This is a genomic window from Pseudomonas sp. S36, assembly GCF_016647875.1.
GTDB classification, from domain to species: Bacteria; Pseudomonadota; Gammaproteobacteria; order Pseudomonadales; family Pseudomonadaceae; genus Aquipseudomonas; species Aquipseudomonas parafulva.
The window spans coordinates 18,316-38,293 of record NZ_JACVVG010000034.1; the positions used below are offsets into that span (position 1 = coordinate 18,316).

Below are 19,978 nucleotides of genomic sequence, written 5' to 3' on the forward strand. Positions count from 1 at the left end.
GGGGCAGCGGTTACTTGCTGGCCCAGGCGTTGAACCGCTCTTCCAACTCATCACCATGGTCTACCCAGAACGCCACGTCCATCGACAGCGCGCCCTGCAGGTTCTGCCTGGAGGTGGGCACCCACTGGGCCAGGCCCGGGTCGAGTGCAGCGGCAGCCTGGGTGTTGGTAGGCCCGTAGGGGATCTGCTGCACGTAACGCACCTGCACCTCGGGCTGGTTGGCGTAGGCAATCAGCCGCTTGGCCTGCGCCACATGTTTGGAGCCCTTGATGATGGCCCAGTAGTCCATGCCATACAGGCTGCCCGGCCAGACCACCGCCAACGGCGCCCCGGCCTGCGCTGCGGCGGCAATGCGCCCGCTGTAGGTCGAGGTCATCACCACGTCCCCTGCGGTGAGCCACTGCGCCGGCTGGGCGCCCGCCTCCCACCACTGGATATAAGGCTTGAGCTCGCTGAGCTTGGCGAAGGCCCGGTCTACCCCCTGCGGGGTCGCCAGCACCTTGTAGACGTCCTCCACCTTGACCCCGTCGGCCATCAGTGCGAACTCCAGGTTGTATACCGCGCGCTTGCGCAGGCCGCGCTTGCCCGGGTACGTCTTCACATCCCAGAAGTCTGCCCACGAGGTGGGCGCCTTGGCCAGCTTGTTGCGGTCGTAGGCAATGGCCACGCTCCACACCAGCGCCGCCGAGCCACAGGCCTGCGCGGCCTCGGGGATCAACTGGTCGGCGTGGCCGAGCTTGGCCCAGTCCAGCTGTTCGTACATGCCTTCATCGCAGCCGCGCATCAGGTCGGGGCCCTCGATCTGCACCACGTCCCAATCCACATGGCCGGTATCGACCATTACCTTGATGCGGGCCATTTCCCCGTTGTATTCACTCTGGATCAGCTTGCTGTTGTCCTGCGCACTGAACGGCTGGAACACCGCCACATCCTGGGCTTTCTGGCCGGCGCCACCGTAACCGACCACCACCATGTCCGGTGCAGCCTGGGCAGTGGCCATGCCAAGGCATAGCAGCAACGCGCCAAGGCCGGGCTTTTGTGCAAACGCTTTCATCGGTGAACCCTCTTTTTGTTTTTGTGGGTGACTGAAAACTAGTCCCGCAATAGTAAAAAAACAAGTTGATTTTTTACTATGGGTACATTTTCATTGAAGAATAAAAACAAAGCCGGAGCTCAACACCATGGCGACCTTCCCGCACCTGTTCCAGCCGCTGCAGATCCGTGGCAAGCGCCTTAAAAACCGCATCATGTCCAGCGGCCACGACACCTCGATGCCTACCGACAACCTGGTGAACGACCGCCTTGTCGCCTACCACAAGGCCCGCGCCGAGGGTGGCGTCGGGCTGATCGTGCTGCAGGTGGCCGGCGTGCACGACAGCGCCCGCTACACCTCCCATGTGCTGATGGCCACCGATGACAGCTGCATCGAGGGCTACCGCCGGCTGGCCGAGGTGTGCCATGCCGAGGGCACCGTGGTGCTGTCGCAGGTGTTCCACCCCGGGCGCGAGATCATGGAGTCCGCCGACGGCCTGCTCGCCGTTGCTTACTCGGCCTCCGCCGTGCCCAACGAGCGCTTCCGGGTGATGCCACGGGCGCTGGACCAGGCCATGATCGACGAGATCGTCGCCGGTTACGCCGCCGCCGCACGCCGCCTGCACCAGGCCGGTATCGATGGCGTCGAGGTGGTGGCCAGCCACGGCTACTTGCCGGCGCAGTTCCTCAACCCGCGGGTGAACCGCCGCAGCGACGGCTACAACGGTACGCTGGAGCAGCGCCTGCGCTTTTTGCGCGAAGTGCTGGCGGCCGTGCGCGCCACCACCGACGAGCAGTTCATCATCGGCCTGCGCATCAGCGCCGATGAACGCGATACCGAAGGCCTTACGGAAGATGAATCGCTCACGGCCGTGGGGGCCCTGCAAGGCAGCCTCGACTACGTGCACATCGTGGCGGGCACCTCGGCATCGCTCGGCGGCGCCGTTCATATTGTGCCGCCGATGGCCATCGAGGCAGCCTACCTGGCCCGCGAAGCCGAAACCTTCAAGTCGCGCCTGAACATTCCGCTGTTCGTGACCGGCCGCATCAACCAGCCCCAGGAAGCCGAGTTGATTCTGGCGCGCGGCCAGGCCGATGTGTGCGGCATGACCCGCGCGCTGATCTGCGACCCGCTGATGCCAAACAAGGCCGACAGCGGCCGGGCTGAAGACGTGCGCGCCTGCATCGCCTGCAACCAGGCGTGCATCGGGCACTTTCACCGCGGCCTGCCGATTTCCTGCATCCAGCACCCGGAAACCGGGCGCGAGCAGCAATACGGCCAGTTGCCCCAAGCCGCCACGCGCAAACGCGTCATGGTGGTGGGCGGCGGCCCGGCCGGCATGAAAGCCGCTGCCGTGGCGGCGGCGCGGGGGCACCAGGTAACGCTGTACGAGGCCAGCGCCCAGCTGGGCGGCCAGGTACTGCTGGCGCAGTTGCTGCCGCGCCGCGCAGAATTTGGCGGTGCCAGCACCAACCTGCAGCGGGAGATGCAACTGGCCGGTGTCGAGGTGGTGCGCAACACCCGGGTAGACCGGGCACTGGTCGAACGTGTACGCCCGGACGCCGTGGTTGTCGCCACCGGTGCCGAGCCCTATTGGCCGCACTTCGAGCGCGCCGGCGAACTGCAAGTGGTGGACGCCTGGCAACTGCTACGTGACCAGGTGAAGCCCGGCCGTTCGGCGCTGGTGATGGACTGGCGTTGCGACTGGATTGGCCCAGGCATCGCCGAACGGCTGGTGCGGGCCGGCCATCAGGTGCAACTGGCGGTAAACGGCACCCACTGCGGCGAGAGCCTGCCGCTGTACGTGCGTGACCAGCTGGCCGGCGAGCTGCACAAGCTGGCAATCCCCATCACCCCCTATGCCCGGCTGTACGGCTGCGACGACAACACGGTCTACCTGCAGCACACCGCCAGCGGCGAAGCGATGCTGTTCGAACACATCGACACCCTGGTGCTGTGCATGGGCCACCAGCCGGTCGATACCCTGGCCGAGCAGATCCGCGACTTGGCGCCTGTCTACCGCATCGGCGACTGCCTGGCCCCGCGCACGGCTGAAGAGGCGATCCACGAAGGTTTGAAAGTCGCCGCCGCCTTGTGAGCCTGTTTATACTCCGAGGCTTTGCAGGGTCGATCGGACATCGCCATGAGTCGCCACATTAGCAAAGCGCCACAGGCCGAGGACGGCGCCAGCGCGCCGCAGTTTCTGGGTACGCGCATCCGCGGCCTGCGCAAGCGCCGCGGCATGACCCTGGCCGAGCTGGCCGCACAAAGCGAGCTCACTGCTGGCTACATCAGCCAGCTGGAGCGCAACCTGTCGTACCCGTCCATCCCGGCGCTGTTCAACATCGCCCGCAGCCTGGGCGTGACCATCCAGTGGTTTTTCGCAAGCGAAGCCGTCACTGCGCCCGAGGATGAAGGCTACGTGGTACGCAAGCACAGCCGGCTGAGCGTGTATTACGAAGACGGCATCGTCGACCAGTTGCTCACCCCCCAGCCCAACCGCGAGCTGGAGATGCTGCATTCACGCTTCCCGCCGGGCACCTACAGCCAGACCAGCTACAGCCATGAAGGCGAAGAAGCGGGCTACGTGCTTAGCGGCCAGTTCGAGTTGTGGGTGGGCGAGCGGCATTTTGTGCTGGAAGAAGGCGACAGTTTCAGCTTCTCCAGCCAGCAGCCGCACCGGTATGGCAACCCTGGTGAAGCGGACGCTATTGTGATCTGGGTGATTACACCGCCGACCTTCTAGCGGCCTTGCCGGCGATGGGGCATGGGCTACCATCGCCCTCTGGGCACTACGACCTCCCAGCGCTCACATTTGTGATACGCCCTGTACTGCTCGTCGCCATCCTCGACGAATCGCACCATCACAGCCGCAACCTCACAGCGGTCGAAACCATTTTCAGGCTTGAATGACTTGGCCGTTCGCCCCACCACGTTGCCTTGCCTATCGAGCAGTTTATAGCAGCCCGCGTCCTCCTTGAGCGTTAGGGGATCCCCTTCACGAATGCCCTTGATCGCATCATGGATTGCGGCATTGGGCAGTTGGCGACCCGCAAAGCCAAGGTCGATCTGTTTCAGCGACAGTTGCTGATAACGCAGCTCCAGTTCCGCGAGGGGTACCCCATGGAATGTCCGTTGCTGAACGTCACCCGCCAGGCTGCAACTGAATGGATTGCCATTGGCAAACTCACTTAACGTCAGGGTTTGTTCAGCGCGCGTCATGCCGACGTAGTACAACCGTCGCTCATCAGCCAACGTATCGACTTGGGCGCTCCAGCCGCCATCGAGCAAAACGACATGTCTAAACTCGAGGCCTTTGGCCGAATGGACAGTACCCAGATAGAGGCCGCCCTTGGGTTGCTGGCGCAGCTCGCGGGCGTAATCGTAAAGCCAATCGACCATGGCAGCACTGCCAAGTTGGCATTCGCCCAGTTCACCTTGCATCTGCTCGAAGGCGACGCGGAAAAAGTCCATCCAATCGCCTGTTGCCAACTGCTCGGTGCGAGCCAGGCGTGACCACGCATCAGCTGCACAACAATCCCCCTCCAAGCCCCGCAAATAATCCATTACAACGATAAAGCCGCGCTGGCGCGTGAGAGGAAGCGTTGTATCTTTGTCGGCTGCCAGGAAATAAGGAACTTTGTGCTGTTCGCACCAGGCCTGAATTGGCCAAAGGTACCGATGCGTGCGTGCTAAAACAGCGCAACCGTTCCAAGCGCCCTGCTCTAGCTCCCTTAATCGCTCCAACTCGGCCATCACCGCCTGCGCCTGCAAGTTACCGTGCTCGCGGTCGCCAGGCTGGATCAGCAGGCGCAACACCCGCCCTTGACGCTGTTCATCCAGCTGTTCCCACACTCCGCCAGCAGGCATATCCTGCCGAGAACGGTTGATCTGAATGGGATTGGCCTCCTTCAGCCGCGCCGGGTTCTGGGCTATGAGCCCGTTGGCGGCCTCGATGATTCGCAGGGAAGAACGGTAGTTATCGACCAAAAAGCTGGTGGTTGCTTCATAGTCCTCACGGAACTTTTCGATGTATCGGTTATTGGTAGCACGCCAGGCGTAGATGTTCTGGTCATCGTCACCCACAGCGATTATGCACAAGCGGCCATCCTCCTCGGCGTGTCGCCCAGCCAGGGCGCTTACCAGCCGGTATTGGAGGTCATCAATGTCCTGGTACTCGTCCACCAGAATGTAGCGATAACCACGCAGCAGTTGCTCGCGCAAGTCATCCTCACCCTCGATGTTGCGTTTGCCTTCCAACAGCTCTACCGCATCGCTCAGCACTTGCTTCAGCGCGTGCTCCGGTACTGTTTCGCCGCGGTCAAAACGTGTCCCGGTCAACCGCATGGCCATGCTGTGATAGGTCAACACGCTGACGCCGTAAGCATCACGGCCGACCAGTGCCAGCAGCCGATTACGAATCTCGTTCGCCGCATGGCGGTTAAAGGTGAGCGCCACAATGCTCGCCGCCGGTACTCGCCGCACCCGAAGCAGATAGGCGATACGGTGCACGATGACACGTGTTTTACCAGAGCCCGGCCCTGCCAGCACCAGCCTGTTCACATCATCATCGTCTGCCACTATCAGCTTTTGGGTAGTGCTCAGCGACTCGATGATTGATTTCCATGATTGCTCACTGGTCGCCAGTTTCAGCACGTCCTCGCGGCCGTTGAAGTGCCGCTTGATAAAGGCCTGCTTACTGTCGGTGAAATAATCGAGCACCAGACGTAACGCATCGGCCATTTCCGTTAAAGCCACTTCCGCATACTCGCGCATCACATGGACTTGGATGCGCTTCTCTCGGTAATGCTCATCGAGACGCAGGTAGTCTTCCTTGAGAAACGTTTTACGCTTGTCATCCTTTTCGACGTCGATGGTCATAGCCCGACGCATGACCGTCATGCCATGGTTGAGGGTCAAGATATCCTGGCGGTGCAGATAAAGTAGAACGTGCTCAATGACCTTACGGCGCCTGGCGGCCGGGATAAGATGTGGCAGCTCCAGATCGTTTTCGATCACCTGAAGCAGCTCGCCAAAACTTGTTTCGACGAGCAGATCTGCGCCACGCATGCCAGGGGGCAACTTGCCTACCAACAGGTTTAGAAACTTGCTGGCCAATGTACGCCTCACGTCCCCAAACCCTACGATCCTCGCCCATGGGTGACCGCCTTTGATGCGCAGCTTGAGGTAATCGCGATTGAGTTGGCGGAGCTCGAAGCTGCTGCGCTGCTGATCATCCGCATCGTGGTCCTGGGCAAGGCTGCGCAACAGCCGTAACACATGCAGCGGCAGCAGGTCTTCCAGCGCAGTTGTCGCCTTGAGTTCAGCGGTGAGTGCCGGCAAATTCAGGTCCTGCCAGCCACCTTGCTCGGCGTCTGGCGCCATCTCTGGCAAACATTGCAGCAGCGCCCTCTCCAATTCGAGCGTGTTTCGCAGGCGCTGACTTGATGCACCTGCTATGCCATGGCGCACATACAGTGTTATTTGAGAATCGTTGACCAGCAGCCCCATTTCCTCGAGCTGCTTGAGGGCGGTGGCGACTTCTTCAGACTCCAGGCTGGTCAATTTCATCAACTGATCGGTATTCACTCGCTCGTCTGCATCAGCGGAGTACAGGAAACGCAGGATCGCCCTGAACTCCTCCAACCGCCTCAGAGGCAAGTTCGCCTTCAGCAAACGTCTCTCGGCTTCGTCTTCACTGACATCCAGCCGCGCGGGGAATATCTGCGTATGGTTTTCTTCACGCTTGAGATAGTCGCCACGCTCAAGCCAGGCCACCGCCGTCACGACCTTGGTTTCGGCATCGCGCTCATCGGCAGAAAAACTCGTTTCTACCTCATCATCCAGCAGGATCTCACCGGCGGTGATGACCAACTTGCCGCCCTTGCGTCGGTTACTTTCAATGCGCAACTTGCGCAGTATTTGCTGTATGTCACGGATGCTGAGCTTGGCGCGTTCGCTCATTCCAAACTGAGTTTCAATGTCTTGCGGGTCGTACAGCAGCACACAACGTGCGTCCCCTTGGTCACGGCCAGCCCTGCCCGCCTCCTGCAGGTAGTTTTCCAGCGAGCCGGGGATGTCAGCATGCACGACAAGGCGGATATCGGCTTTGTCCACGCCCATACCGAAGGCATTGGTGGCAACGATGATTCTCAGTTGCCCTGCCTTGAAATCATCCTGGATATCGGTCTTTGTATTCGGCTCGAGGCCCGCATGGAAATGCTTGCACGACCAGCCTTGGCCGATTAAAAAGTCGGACAGCTCTTCAGCACTTTTACGGCTGGAAACGAAGACTACGGCGCCCCCATCCTGCGCATCAAGATGTTCGCGCAGTAGCCCGTCGGTGCGTGCCCACTTCTCTGCTTTGGCGCAGGGCAGTACGTCAAAATGCAGGTTCGTTCGCTCGTGGCCGCCAGGGAAGATCTTGAACTCGATGCCTAGGCTTTCATGGAAGTGGCTTTGGATATCCGCCAGCACGTCAGGCTTTGCCGTCGCGGTGAAGCAACCGATCTGCGCGAGGGGTTGATCACCTGTGTATTCACGTATAAAGCGTGACACATAGAGATAGTCGGGGCGGAAGTCGCTCCCCCACTTCGACAGGCAGTGTGCCTCATCAAAAATCCAGGCCCCGACCTGCCGCTGACGGATCGCGCGCCGGAACGCCTTATTGCGAAACTGTTCCGGCGATACCAGCAGAATGCCGACATCGCCCATTTGAGTCTTCTCAAGTACGTCAGCGCGCTCAGGCAGGGTGAGCAGGCCGTTGAGGGCAGCAGCGCACTGGACGTTGCGCTCTATTAACCCGTCCACCTGGTCCTTCATCAGGGATTGCAGCGGTGAAATGATAACCGTCAGACTGCCGTTGCGATGAAACCGATTCAACGCCGGCAATTGGTAACACAGTGACTTGCCCCCACCGGTCGCCAGAATGGCCAGTACATGCTGCCCACGCATGCCGGCAAGAACGATATCGTGCTGAAGACTCTCACCCGGCCGTTCGTACCGAAAATCTGGGAAGCCGAAATAGCGCCTCAGCTCATGACGCGGATCATGCGTCGTCTGGCAATACTGACAGTCTTTCCGCTCACACGGTACATCCCTCAGTTCGAAGATCAGTCGACCTGCCTCTGGAAACTGATGGCGAACCCAAGGCGCTAACACTGAATTCCCGCCTGAAACCCGGAGCCAGGCCAACGCGTAGGCCAGTGGCCAGTGCAAGTGCGCTTGCTGCAGATCGTCTTCTAAAAGTTGTTCCAGGCGCGCTCGACATACCTTCAAATCGCGCGATTGAGAGGGGTCCGCTTCGTGAAGTACCAGTGAAAGCTGTACACGAAGCTCGGCTAACCCCAGCGGCGCTTGCCCGGTAAAGGAAGCGAACAAAGCCCCCAGTTCGGTTTTTGCGTCGGGTGCCAACAACGCTTGGTAGCAAAGAAGCTCGGCCTTGCTATTCTCGCTCAATTGGGCAAAGGCCTGCCGCTGGTCCTGAAAAAGAACCAGCGTGGAGCGGCAGTCCGACAACGGCGAGTTGAGGCTATCGCGGACCAGCTTGTAATCCTTGATAAGCCGGTGGTAAGGGTTTTGCGGGAACGCCAGTGGCGATAGACGCAAGGTGTCTATCACCGGCAGATTGTGCAAGGCCATACCAGGCGAGAGTTCGCGCAAGAGGGGTAGATCATGTTCAACGACATTGTGCCCTAGAACGTAACCAGCCCCCGCGGACAACGCGTCCACTTGTAGCAGCGCTGCGGCCGGGCTGGTGGAAACCTTCAGTTCCAGTTCCGCGGCGGTGTCAGGCCGGAGCGCCCCGACCATCGTTATGCGAGCAGGCTGATGGTTTTTGGGCGGAACCACCTCAAGGTCCAGTAACAGGGCCTTGGGCTGAGATAATGACGACATCGAACGAGCATTCCCTGCTTGATTATTCCGGCGATCATCGCTGAGCCGGAGAGCTTTGATGATTGATCACGGCAATCATGCCATTATTTTTGATCCCAGTAGCAATCAAAGGCGCGCTACCAACCTGGCAGAAACCAACGCCTTCGCCCCGTAAAATTGCTAAGTCGCATGAGCCCATTACAGAGCAGAAAGAGCCTACAGTATGCCCGCAATGATCCGCCTCGCTGTACCGGAAGACGCGCAGCTTTTACCTGCCATCGAAACATCCGCTGCTCAGGCGTTTCGCCAGATTGCCGAATTGAGCTGGCTGGCTGATTCGCCGCCAATGCCCATCGCGCGTCATCACCCACTCATCGCGCTGTCGACATGTTGGGTTGCACTGGATGCCGAAAACAGGCCACAAGGGTTTCTCAGCGCCGAGCAACACGGCAATGATCTACACGTCCATGAACTATCCGTAATGCAATCCATGCAGGGCCAAGGTACGGGACGGCGCCTGATGGAGGCAGCGAAGGATTATGCGCGTTCAGGCAGACTGGGTTCCGTAACGCTGACCACATTCAAAAACGTGCCGTGGAATGCGCCGTTTTATGCGCGCATGGGGTTTGAGGCGATCGCCGCTCACGAGCTGGATCCGAGACTTGCGGCGATATTGAGTGAGGAATACCAACACGGATTTGCTCCGAACAGTCGGTGTGCCATGGCTTGGGCGGTGGTTTGAATACACAATGTTCAAGCCTCCCAGCCACCGAGAAATGAGGTTGTTGGCAGCAAGCATCCGGCCGGCGAGAAAAATCAGAATTTAGCCCTTCCTTGTAGGGCGTTTCCCAAAGATACTCCCCTACCCTGTTATTCGTTGCGATCCTTTTTTCGCCGTTTTAGTCTCGGCTCGTCGTTGCACATCAACGACCGGCTTTGACAGGCCGCGACGATATACAGCGCCCACCCGTTCATGGCGGTTGTGCATGGGGCACGCTTGCGTGCGCCGGTTTCTGTGTTCGCCGGTCTGTCAACCCATGCACAGCTGCCACCTTTCCGTTTGACAGCGGGTTGGCGGTGGCCCCACCGAGAACACAGTCCGATGCTTAAAATCGTCCCTGATCCGCCCACTACGCCCCAGTCGCTCGAAGATACTTTGATCCAAGCTACTGATTACGCCCTTTGCGCCTCGACCGTTGTGCAGCAGGCAATGATGCTACAACCCAAGTCACCTGCCTCCATCTTGATGATGGCGTCAATGCATGAACTGGAAACGCTCCGAGCATTGCTCGAGGCTGCATTGATTCAGGTGCAGGTGCGATCCGAGCCGAGATCCTGGCATTAACGATTTCTTTGTCTGACGCCTGGGCTTGTCGCCCGTCAGGGTAGCCAGTACCAGACCGCGGAGTGCTTCGGAGAGCGACCACAGTGCCCATTGAAGAAAACAAATTCACCGTTGGTAAAACCACCTTCTACCAGGGCTCCAACCAAACTCACCCTCTATTTCGTATCGAGCCTGGCATTCCTTGCCAAAGCGCACGAGAGCAAGCCTCGGAGCTCATGGGCTACGCGAGGGACATGACGTTGGATGGCCTGATGGAAAACAAGCCCCAGCTGATATGGGCGTCGCACTATCTGTGCGCGTTGGCCAAGGCGCTGCTGGATGATGCCGAGCTGGGGATGATGCGCTGAGTTGGACTCAGCGAGCTTATGGCCTTCAAGACCCGTCATTGCCGGTTTTGAAGGCTGACCGTTTTGCACACCTCGTGAGGTAAGCGACGCTCTAGGGTCAGATCTTCGCCTCCTGATACGGTCGACAGCTTGAACCATAAGCGCAACTTTGCACCGCCGAAAGACCACAAAGCGGTGCCGGCCATTTCACTCCCGCAAACGTACGACCCAGCAAACGCCCGCATTGAATCACTACCTGGTGCTATCCTCTTTCACCGGATTCTTATCACTCCAAACCAAGTACCGCATCAGCACACTAGTTGCTGCCAATGGCCGGCCTCTAAACAGGCTTCACCCGGTACCTTGAACAACGGCGCCCGTGCCACAACCGCATTACAGAGATCCAGGATGTCCCTTCTCCCGCTCTCCTTCCACGCACTGCCTGATCATTGCAAAGCTGTGCTCTACGTGCTGGTAACGTCGTTCCCTGGCAAGGGCAAGACCGCGCTGATCAAACTGCTGCGCACCATGGAGATCCGTCACGATAACGGCAGGCTGCTAGACGCCAGCAACTTGCCCGCCTCGCTGGAGTGGCTGCAAAGCCTGGGCTGGGTGGAAGTAGAACAGCGCAACGAAGGGATATATTTTTGCGTGACGGCACAGTGCCGTAGCAACGTACTCCTCAGTTTGCTGGGCACAGCCGAAGGGACCCTGTGCCTGCATCAGATCCAAGCCAGTTTGCCTGAACTCGGGCAATGGCAAACGCCTGGCAAACCTCGCGTACTGCAAGAACTCTGGCTACGCCTGCTGAGCGGTGACAGCCAGCGGCTGCCCGAGTCGCTGTACCTGCTGTACAGGCTGTGCCCCGTGAGCGAGTGGCATGCGCAGCACCCTATGCAACTGCTGCAGTACGATGCCACCGGGCGGGAAGTGATCGGGCAACTGGACGAGACCGTACGCCGGCTGCTGATCGAGGATCACCTGCGCCTGAACAACGACCTGCTGGGGCCGGCAGCCGAGAGCTATGCATTGGCCAAGCAGGAGATGGCACTCAGGCCGGGCCCCTCATTGTGCCTGCAACTGATCCAACAGGCGCTTTGGCGTGGCGACTGGGTGGTGCTGCAAGACCATGGCCAGCAAGCGCTGCCCATGACCACCCAGTGCCTGCAGACGATGCTGCGCGGCCAGCCCAACGAGACCCTGCAATTGCTGCGGGCGTGGCTGACCGATCAGCGCAAACAGACCAAAAAACGCAAAATCGACCTGCCGCCGTTGCTCAATGCGCTGTACTGCCTGGCGCTGATCGCTGAAAACGACAGCCAGCACTATGCTGCGCTCAAACAGGCACTGGTTCTAGGTACCAAGGAAAACTACGGCAGCGCGTACTCCGCGCTGTATCAGGTGTTCGAGCAACTGCAAGGCAACACGCCGGACGTGTCGTACCTGCGGGCAACCACGCTCAATGGCCTGGATGGGCTAATGCTCGCCTTGGCGCTGTACTGGCTGGATGCCCCACTGGCACGTGGGCCCGATTGGCGCGCGAAGCTGGAACGTTACCGCGGCGAACTCGATCAACAAGGTTACACCTGGCTGGCAGCAGAATTCGACGCCCTCGTCGCGGTGCAATTCGGGGTGCCCCGCCAGCTTCATGACCTGCACCATGATGCCGGTTTCAAACCACTGGCTGCGCTGCTGCAGCGCCAGGAAGCCTGGCAGCATGCCCTTAGCGCTCTGAGCCAGCTGAAACCGGCCAATGCACCAGTGGCCACGGCTGGCAAGAAGAACGCCCGGTTGGTGTGGTTGTTGAGCCTTGATCGCTATGGCAACCAGCTTGAGCCGCGCGAGCAGAAACTGGGTGCCAAGGGGCAATGGAGCAAGGGCCGCCCTGTGGCACTCAAACGCCTGATGGATGAGGGCGACAGCCTGGGTTTTCTGTGCGAGCAAGACCGACAGGTAATCAGCGTTATCCAGGCCAGCCAGCCGTACTATTCCCACGTCGAGTACGAATTACCCCTCGGCAGGGCCCTGCCCAGGCTGGTGGGGCACCCGGCGTTGTTCTGGCAACATGCCCCTGACATACGTATCGATCTTCAGGCAGGCGAAGCCAGCCTGCACCTTCAAGCCGAGGAGGGGCAGATCCATGTGCGTCTCGAGCCGCAGGGTATCGCTACTGCCGACACCTTCTACCTCCATCAGCAAACACCGACCCGTTTGCAAATTTATTCGGTCAACAGCGATCTGCGCCAGATCGCCAAGATCCTTGGCGACGGCCTGCGTGTACCGCAATCGGGCAAGGCGCAACTGCTCGAAGCCGTCAGCGCCATCGCGCCGCTGCTCCCCATCCATTCGGACCTGCCCGAGCTCGCGGTAAACCTTGAACACGAGCCTGCCGATACGCGCCTGTATGCGCACTTGCTGCCACTGGCCGAGGGTTTGCGCTTGCAGCTGCTGGTACGCCCTTTGGCCGAAAGCAGCTGGTTTCGCCCGGGCCAGGGCGCGCAGAACCTGCTTGGCGAGCGCGACGGCAAACCCTTGCAGGTGTGCCGCGACCTGGCGGGCGAACGCCAGGCACTGCAACAAGTGCTGCATGCCTGCCCGGGCCTGGCCAACGCCAACAGCGATGGCCAGGAGTGGCAACTGGACCAGCCTCAGTATGCATTGCAGGTACTCGGCGAACTGCAAGCATTGGACGGCAACTTGCTGCACTGCGTGTGGCCAGAGGGCGAGCGCCTGCGCATCAAGGGCCGCTTGAACCTCGACGCGCTGAAGCTGGGCGTGCGCAAACAGAGTGACTGGTTCATCCTGCAAGGCGAGATCGCACTCGATGACGGCAAAGTGCTGCAACTGCGCCAGCTTCTGGACCTGCTCAAGGCCAGCCCCGGGCGCTTCCTGAAGCTCGACCAACGGGACTGGCTGGCACTCGACAAGCGTTTGCGCACACGCCTTGAGGAGCTGGCGTATCTGGCTGATCGGGTCACGGACCAAGGCCTTCGCCTGAGCCCGCTGACTACCCCGTTGCTGGCCGGGCTTGCCGACGAAGTCAGCGAATTCAAGGCCGATAAAAGCTGGCAGGCGCACCTCGAACAACTGCAGGCAATGCGCGGCTATCAGCCCCAGCTCCCCCGTACCCTGCAGGCCGACCTACGCGCCTATCAGCATGAGGGCTTCACCTGGTTGGCACGCCTGGCTCAATGGGGCGTCGGTGCCTGCCTGGCCGATGACATGGGCCTGGGCAAGACGGTGCAACTGCTGGCCCTGCTGTTGCAGCGCGCCGCCGGTGGCCCGCAACTCGTGGTGGCACCGACCTCGGTCACCCTCAACTGGCAGGCTGAAAGCCGGCGTTTCGCGCCGCAACTGAAACTGCATCTGTATCAGCAAACCCGCCATTTGACAGGCCTCGGCGCCGGTGACCTGGTGATCACCAGCTACGGGTTGCTGCAACAGGACAGCGCAGCGTTCGCCGCCTGCCACTGGCACAGCGTTGTGCTGGACGAGGCCCAGGCCATCAAGAATGCCCAGACCAAACGCTCTCAAGCGGTGATGGCCTTGCAGGCCGGTTTCCGCGTGGTGGCCACTGGCACCCCACTGGAAAACCACTTGGGCGAGTTGTGGAACCTGTTCCGGTTCATCAACCCAGGGCTGCTCGGCAGCCAGGACCACTTCAACAGCCGCTTCGCCGCCCCCATCGAGCAGGGCGACACAGCAGCCCGACGCGCTCTGAAAGCCCTCATCCAGCCCTTCATCCTGCGCCGCCTGAAAAGCCAGGTGCTTGATGAGCTACCCGCGCGCACGGAGATTACCTACAAAGTGCCGCTGTCCGATGAAGAAGCTCACCTCTACGAAGCCCTTCGCCAGCAAGCGGTGAACAACGTTTCTGATCTGGCCCCCGGGGCAGGCAGATCATTCCAGATTCTGACGGAGATCACCCGCCTGCGACGGTTCTGCTGCCACCCGGCGCTGGTGACTCCCGGCTCGACCCTGCCGGGCAGTAAGTTTCAGGCTGTTACTGCGATCATCGAAGAGCTGTTGGACAATGGCCACAAGGCCTTGATTTTCAGCCAGTACGTCGATCACCTGAGTATCGTGCGTACCTGGCTTGAGCAAAAAGGCATCGCCTTCCACTACCTCGATGGCAGCGTGCCCGCCAAGGAGCGGGAAAGCCGCGTCAATGCCTTCCAAGCTGGCGCGGGTGAAGTCTTCCTCATCAGCCTGAAAGCTGGCGGTAGCGGCCTGAACCTCACCGCCGCCGACTATGTGATCCACCTCGACCCTTGGTGGAACCCGGCAGTGGAGGACCAGGCCAGTGACCGTGCCTACCGCATCGGCCAGCAGCGGCCGGTGACTGTTTACCGGCTGGTAGCCGAGAACACCATCGAGGAGCAGATCGTTGCCCTGCATGCTCGCAAACGAGACCTGGCTGACAGCCTGCTGGAGGGTGGCGAAGTGAGTGCCAAGCTGGATGCCGATGCCCTGCTGGCGCTGCTTGCGGGGTCGCTGGGGTGATTGTTAGGGCGTAGGGCCAGCTCGGCTGGCAATCAGGGCAGTGCGACCTAACCGGCACTTCGCCTCCAACTGGAAAGTGAAGAAAAAATCGGCATAATCGCTAAATCTCAAGATTTTGTGCGTCCAGTCAAGAAAATATTGACGCTCGCCCTCGAACGGAAGGAAAGGTACATGCGAGCAGCCGGTTATTCACTGCTACACGAAAGGCTGCGGTTGGACGTTGTTGCACTCAACCGCCCTGCAAGCGTTCAACCGGTCACACGGATTGAAGTGATCGGCAATACGCTCGCTGTGCCGCAGCGGCTGGCGCCTGCGGAAGACGACCTCATAGGGCATGTGCTTTTTGCACTCAAGCACGAGGGTATCAACCTCTCGATTCTCGCCCAAGCCCTGCCTCGGATCGGTATCGAGCATTTCGTGGCAGCGCTTGTGGCGGCCCCAAACGGTGTGTACATCCGCAAAGCCTGCTACCTCAGAGAAGCGTTCACCGGTGAAGAGATCATGCAGCCTTCGCCGGTGCGCGGGGTATTCGTCCCGTTGTTCGATACGCAGCGATACATTACCCAGCCCGGTGAACGAAACTCCAAATGGCGGGTAGAGTTCAACGGGCTGGGAGATCTGTCGTACTGCGCCACTGTCGAGCTAACCCCTGAGATATCTACGCTTCTGGCACACGATATTCTAGGCAGAGCCAAGGCATTCATCGAATCGCTGCCACCGATGATGATGGACCGAGCTATCAACTGGGCATACCTCCATGAAACCCAAGACTCGTTCGCTATTGAAAAAGAAGCGCCAACCGAAGACAAAGCTCGCCGGTTCATCCGGTTGTTGCGTCAGGCTCACGAACGCCAACCGTTGACCGAGGACTACCTGGTCAACCTGCAGAACGCTACTGTGACGAACCCGCTGGATCTGGCAGTGGCGTTCAGGCATGAGCAGAACCACCTGAGTAATGGGATGCATGGCGCTGCAGGCGTCACATACGTGCCCCCGCCTCCCGAGTTGTGCCGGGAGCTGATGGAAAGCCTGATGCGGTTTGCCAACAAGGCGCCAACCCAGGTTGACCCGCTGGTGGTTGCCGGGATCGCCTCTTTCGGCTTCGTCTTTCTTCACCCATTCATGGATGGCAACGGTCGCCTGTCGCGGTTCTTGATTCACCAGGCTTTCTGCCAGTCCGGGGCGCTGGATGACGGCCTTCTTCTGCCTGTGTCTGTCGCCATGAAACGAGATGAACGCACGTACCTGACCACACTCCAAGCCTTTTCCAGGCCGGTGCGGGAGTTTTGGCGCGTGAGCTGGATTGACCACGAGCAGTTCAGCTTTGAATTCATAGGGGCTGATGCCGTGTACCGGTTCTGGGATGCGACCCCTGGCGTGTTATTCACGTGCCTGATGGCCAAGCGCGCCTTGGAAAATGAACTGCGTGATGAAACAGCCTTCCTGGAAAACTACGATGCTGTCTACAAAGCTGTAGACGACCGGTTCGATGTTCGGGGCAGCGATTTGGCTAATTTGGTGATGATGTGCCTGAGCAATGGTGGCGTGGTATCCAACAATCGGCGCAAGCAATACCTTTACCGGGTTCCCGAGGCGGTATTCGATTTCCTGGAGCAGACAGCGCAACAGGTGCTTGCTCGCGACCAAGCACGTGTCGAACGACTCTGACTGCATGTGGTTGAAGGCAGACAGGGCCTACCCCGGCCACCCTTGACCCGCCTCAACGCCCCGCCGCATGCTTGATCGCTCCACCCACGCTCAAGGACTGATCGCATGAAGCTGGAAACCCTCGCCCTCCACGCGGGCTTCACCTCCGACCCCACCACCCGGGCCGCGGCGGTGCCTATTTACCAGACCACCTCGTTCACCTTCGACGACACCCAGCACGGTGCCGACCTGTTCGACCTGAAGGTGGCCGGCAACATCTATTCGCGCATCATGAACCCCACCAACGACGTGCTGGAGCAGCGCATGGCCGCCCTGGAAGGTGGGGTGGGCGCGCTGGCGGTGGCCTCGGGCATGGCCGCCATCACCTACGCCATCCAGACCGTGGCCGAGGCTGGCGACAATATTGTCTCGGTGGCCAAGCTGTACGGCGGCACCTACAACTTGCTGGCCCACACTCTGCCGCGTATGGGCATCACCACCCGCTTCGCAGCCCACGACAACATCGCCGCCCTTGAGGCGCTGATCGATGAGCGCACCAAGGCCGTATTCTGCGAGTCCATCGGCAACCCTGCCGGCAACATTGTGGATATCGCCGCACTGGCCGAGGCCGCCCACCGCCATGGCGTGCCGCTGATCGTCGACAACACCGTCGCCACCCCCGTGCTGTGCCGGCCGTTCGAGCACGGCGCCGACATCGTCGTGCACTCGCTGACCAAGTACATCGGCGGCCACGGCACCAGCATCGGCGGCATCGTTATCGACTCCGGCGCATTCCCCTGGGCCGACAACAAAGAACGTTTCGCCCTACTGAACACACCCGACCCGTCCTACCACGGCGTTACCTACACCGAAGCCTTCGGCCCCGCCGCCTTCATCGGCCGCTGCCGTGTGGTACCCCTGCGCAACACGGGCGCGGCGCTGGCACCGTTCAACGCCTTCATGATTCTGCAAGGCCTGGAAACCCTGGCCCTGCGCATGGAACGCCACACCGAGAACGCCCTGAAGGTTGCCCGCTACCTGCAAGGCCACGAGCAAGTGGCGTGGGTCAAATACGCCGGCCTGCCCGACCACCCCGAACATGCACTGGCCCAGCGCTACACCGGCGGCAAGCCAGCGTCGATCCTATCGTTCGGCATCAAGGGCGGCCAGGCGGCCGGTGCGCGCTTCATCAATGCCCTGCAACTGGTGCTGCGCCTGGTGAACATCGGCGACGCCAAGTCACTGGCCTGCCACCCCGCCTCCACCACCCACCGCCAGCTCAACGACGAAGAACTGGAAAAGGCCGGCGTGCCACGGGACATGGTACGGCTGTCGATCGGCATCGAGCACAGCGACGACATCCTCGCCGACCTGGCCCAGGCCCTGGAGGCCAGCCGCGGTTGACTCACCTGCGCCCTACCCAATGCCGACGGCGGGCGTCACTTCTGCATAACCGGATTGCCTTGCGATGACCCTGTTCTACCTGAAACTCATCGTCACCCCGCTGCTGATGTGGGCCATCTCCCTCGCCTCGCGGCGCTGGGGCGGCTTGTTGGGCGGGCTGCTGTCCGGGTTACCGATCACCTCGGCACTGGTGATGACTTTTTTGTGCCTGGAACAAGGCACAGCATTCGCCCTCGGGGCCGTGCCTGGCGCGCTGGGCGGGCTGGCGGGGGTGCAGGCAACCTATGCCTTCTACCTGTTCGCCACGCGCAGGCTAGGCGTGGGCGCTGCCGTGGGGCTGGCGATACTGTTCTATGGCGTGGCTGCCTATGCCTTTACCCATTGGGGCAGTTTGTACCTGTCGATTGGCGTGGCGCTGCTGCTGATTGCCGTGTTGATAAACGCCAGTGGGAGCGAGCCCAAGCCAGAGGCCATGGCGCTGTCTCGGCAGCGCTATTGGGAGATTCCCCTGCGCATGGTGTCGGCCACTTCCCTGCTGATGGTTACCACCAGCCTGGCCAACTGGCTGGGCCCGGCGACCAGCGGGATGCTGGCGCCGATACCGGTGATTGCCTGGCCGCTGGTGGTGTTCGCGCATTTGCAGAGCGGGCGCGCCGGGATGGCCGCGATGGTGCGGGGGAATGCGATCGGGGCGGTGGGGGTGATTGCGTTTTATCTGGTGTTGGCGGGGGTACTGGAGGCGTGGGGTGTGGGGCTTGCGGTCAGCCTGGCCATGGGGTGTGCCGTGATGCTGACCGTGGCGCTGGCGGCGGTGTTGCGGCGCAGGTGAACAAGCGCGCGCTTGCATTGGGTCATCCCCGTCTGGACGGCCCTGCGTCACAGACGCCGGGTTAACTCAAATACAACAGGCAACATCAATGCTTAATATTCGATTATGGAATTTATAAATCGATAATTAATATTATGAGTTATATGAAAGATCCGTAGTATTGGCACTGTCTTCACGCCGCTCCCAAGGATTTCTCATGAGCCCCACTGCCACCGTTATCGACCTAACGCTGCACCGCAAACGCAAGCTGGCCCAACAGCACGGGCGTCTGCTCTGGGCGATGTATGCACAACAGTTCGGCTTCAGCGCTCAGCCTGTGGCTAGCAGCATCCACACCAAAGCCCCGCGCCAGGCTTGAGCCATGTACACCCCCAGTTCTTTTGTGGCGACCCCAGCTGAAAACCCGGTTGCGCTGCCGGAAATCGCCAGCCCCGACGATGACGGCATCGGCCAACGAGTGGCCAACAACCTGCAACGCCTGCGGGCCAAGCGGCAATTGTCACTGGACGCCCTGGCGCGTGCCAGCGGGGTGAGCCGGGCGATGCTGGCGCAAATAGAATCGGGCCGCAGCGTGCCGTCGATCCGCGTCTTGTGCAAGATTGCCCACGGCCTGAAGGTTTCGGTGGCGGCGTTTCTTGAGCAGCGCGAATGCGAAGGCGTGACAGTGCTACCAGCGCGGCAAAGCAAGCGTCTGGTGAGCGCCAGCGGTGCGTTTGTCAGCCGCGCACTATACCCCTACGACACCCGCCATCAGGCAGAATTTTACGAGTTGCGGGTCGGCCCGCTCGGGGAAGAACATTCTGGCGGCCATGGGCCGGGCGTGCGTGAAAACCTGGTGGTGGCGCAAGGTGCGCTGGAGGTCAGCGTGAACGAAGAGCGGTTTCTACTCTCCACCGGCGACTCCATCATCTTCTATGCGGACCAGCCCCACTGCTACCGAAACCCGGTGGACAGTGAGGCGGTGGCCTATCTGGTGGTTATCCACCCAGAATGCCGCGACTAATCGCCGGGGCGCA

Annotated in this window: 13 protein-coding genes; 11 read left to right on the forward strand and 2 right to left on the reverse strand. The window is 60.6% G+C overall.

Annotated features, from left to right (window positions below):
* Positions 1-10 precede the first annotated feature (10 nt).
* Positions 11-1,054: an ABC transporter substrate-binding protein gene (locus tag IAE36_RS17720; protein ID WP_201213778.1), complete on the reverse strand. Its 1,044-nt coding sequence runs from the start codon at positions 1,052-1,054 to the stop codon at positions 11-13.
* Between the two features lie 127 nt (positions 1,055-1,181).
* Between IAE36_RS17720 and IAE36_RS17725 the strand changes: the two genes are divergently transcribed.
* Both IAE36_RS17725 and IAE36_RS17730 read left to right on the forward strand, forming a co-directional pair.
* Positions 1,182-3,131 (forward strand): oxidoreductase, encoded by a 1,950-nt coding sequence (locus IAE36_RS17725; RefSeq protein ID WP_201213780.1) that lies wholly within the window; start codon positions 1,182-1,184, stop codon positions 3,129-3,131.
* A 45-nt stretch (positions 3,132-3,176) separates the two neighbouring features.
* A complete protein-coding gene (locus IAE36_RS17730) occupies positions 3,177-3,779 on the forward strand; it encodes a cupin domain-containing protein (protein WP_201213781.1) in 603 nt (200 codons plus the stop codon).
* A 26-nt stretch (positions 3,780-3,805) separates the two neighbouring features.
* Here the strand turns inward: IAE36_RS17730 and IAE36_RS17735 are convergent, their stop codons facing one another.
* Positions 3,806-8,929: a RecQ family ATP-dependent DNA helicase gene (locus IAE36_RS17735; RefSeq protein WP_201213782.1), complete on the reverse strand. Its 5,124-nt coding sequence runs from the start codon at positions 8,927-8,929 to the stop codon at positions 3,806-3,808.
* Between the two features lie 202 nt (positions 8,930-9,131).
* Here IAE36_RS17735 and IAE36_RS17740 point away from each other — a divergent pair, with 202 nt between their 5' ends.
* From IAE36_RS17740 to IAE36_RS17775, 9 genes are all read left to right on the forward strand, one after another.
* On the forward strand, positions 9,132-9,650 hold the full coding sequence (locus IAE36_RS17740) for a GNAT family N-acetyltransferase (RefSeq protein WP_201213783.1): 519 nt from the start codon (positions 9,132-9,134) through the stop codon (positions 9,648-9,650).
* 360 nt (positions 9,651-10,010) lie between these two features.
* On the forward strand, positions 10,011-10,253 hold the full coding sequence (locus IAE36_RS23725) for a hypothetical protein (RefSeq protein ID WP_236409003.1): 243 nt from the start codon (positions 10,011-10,013) through the stop codon (positions 10,251-10,253).
* An 83-nt stretch (positions 10,254-10,336) separates the two neighbouring features.
* Entirely contained in the window at positions 10,337-10,600 is a 264-nt protein-coding gene (locus IAE36_RS17745; RefSeq protein WP_201163131.1) for a DUF3077 domain-containing protein, read from the forward strand.
* Positions 10,601-10,987: 387 nt separating this feature from the next.
* Positions 10,988-15,082 (forward strand): DEAD/DEAH box helicase, encoded by a 4,095-nt coding sequence (locus IAE36_RS17750; protein ID WP_201213784.1) that lies wholly within the window; start codon positions 10,988-10,990, stop codon positions 15,080-15,082.
* 171 nt (positions 15,083-15,253) lie between these two features.
* Positions 15,254-16,750 (forward strand): Fic family protein, encoded by a 1,497-nt coding sequence (locus IAE36_RS17755; protein WP_201213786.1) that lies wholly within the window; start codon positions 15,254-15,256, stop codon positions 16,748-16,750.
* A 105-nt stretch (positions 16,751-16,855) separates the two neighbouring features.
* The gene (locus IAE36_RS17760) at positions 16,856-18,133 is read left to right on the forward strand and encodes a bifunctional O-acetylhomoserine aminocarboxypropyltransferase/cysteine synthase (RefSeq protein ID WP_201213789.1); all 1,278 of its coding nucleotides are present in this window, start codon (positions 16,856-16,858) and stop codon (positions 18,131-18,133) included.
* Between the two features lie 64 nt (positions 18,134-18,197).
* Positions 18,198-18,962, forward strand: coding sequence for a hypothetical protein (locus IAE36_RS17765; RefSeq protein WP_201213790.1), 765 nt, complete (start codon positions 18,198-18,200; stop codon positions 18,960-18,962).
* Positions 18,963-19,158: 196 nt separating this feature from the next.
* Positions 19,159-19,320, forward strand: a complete 162-nt coding sequence (locus IAE36_RS17770) for a hypothetical protein (protein ID WP_201213791.1) — start codon at positions 19,159-19,161, stop codon at positions 19,318-19,320.
* A 3-nt stretch (positions 19,321-19,323) separates the two neighbouring features.
* Positions 19,324-19,965, forward strand: coding sequence for a helix-turn-helix domain-containing protein (locus IAE36_RS17775; protein WP_201213792.1), 642 nt, complete (start codon positions 19,324-19,326; stop codon positions 19,963-19,965).
* Positions 19,966-19,978: the final 13 nt, after the last annotated feature.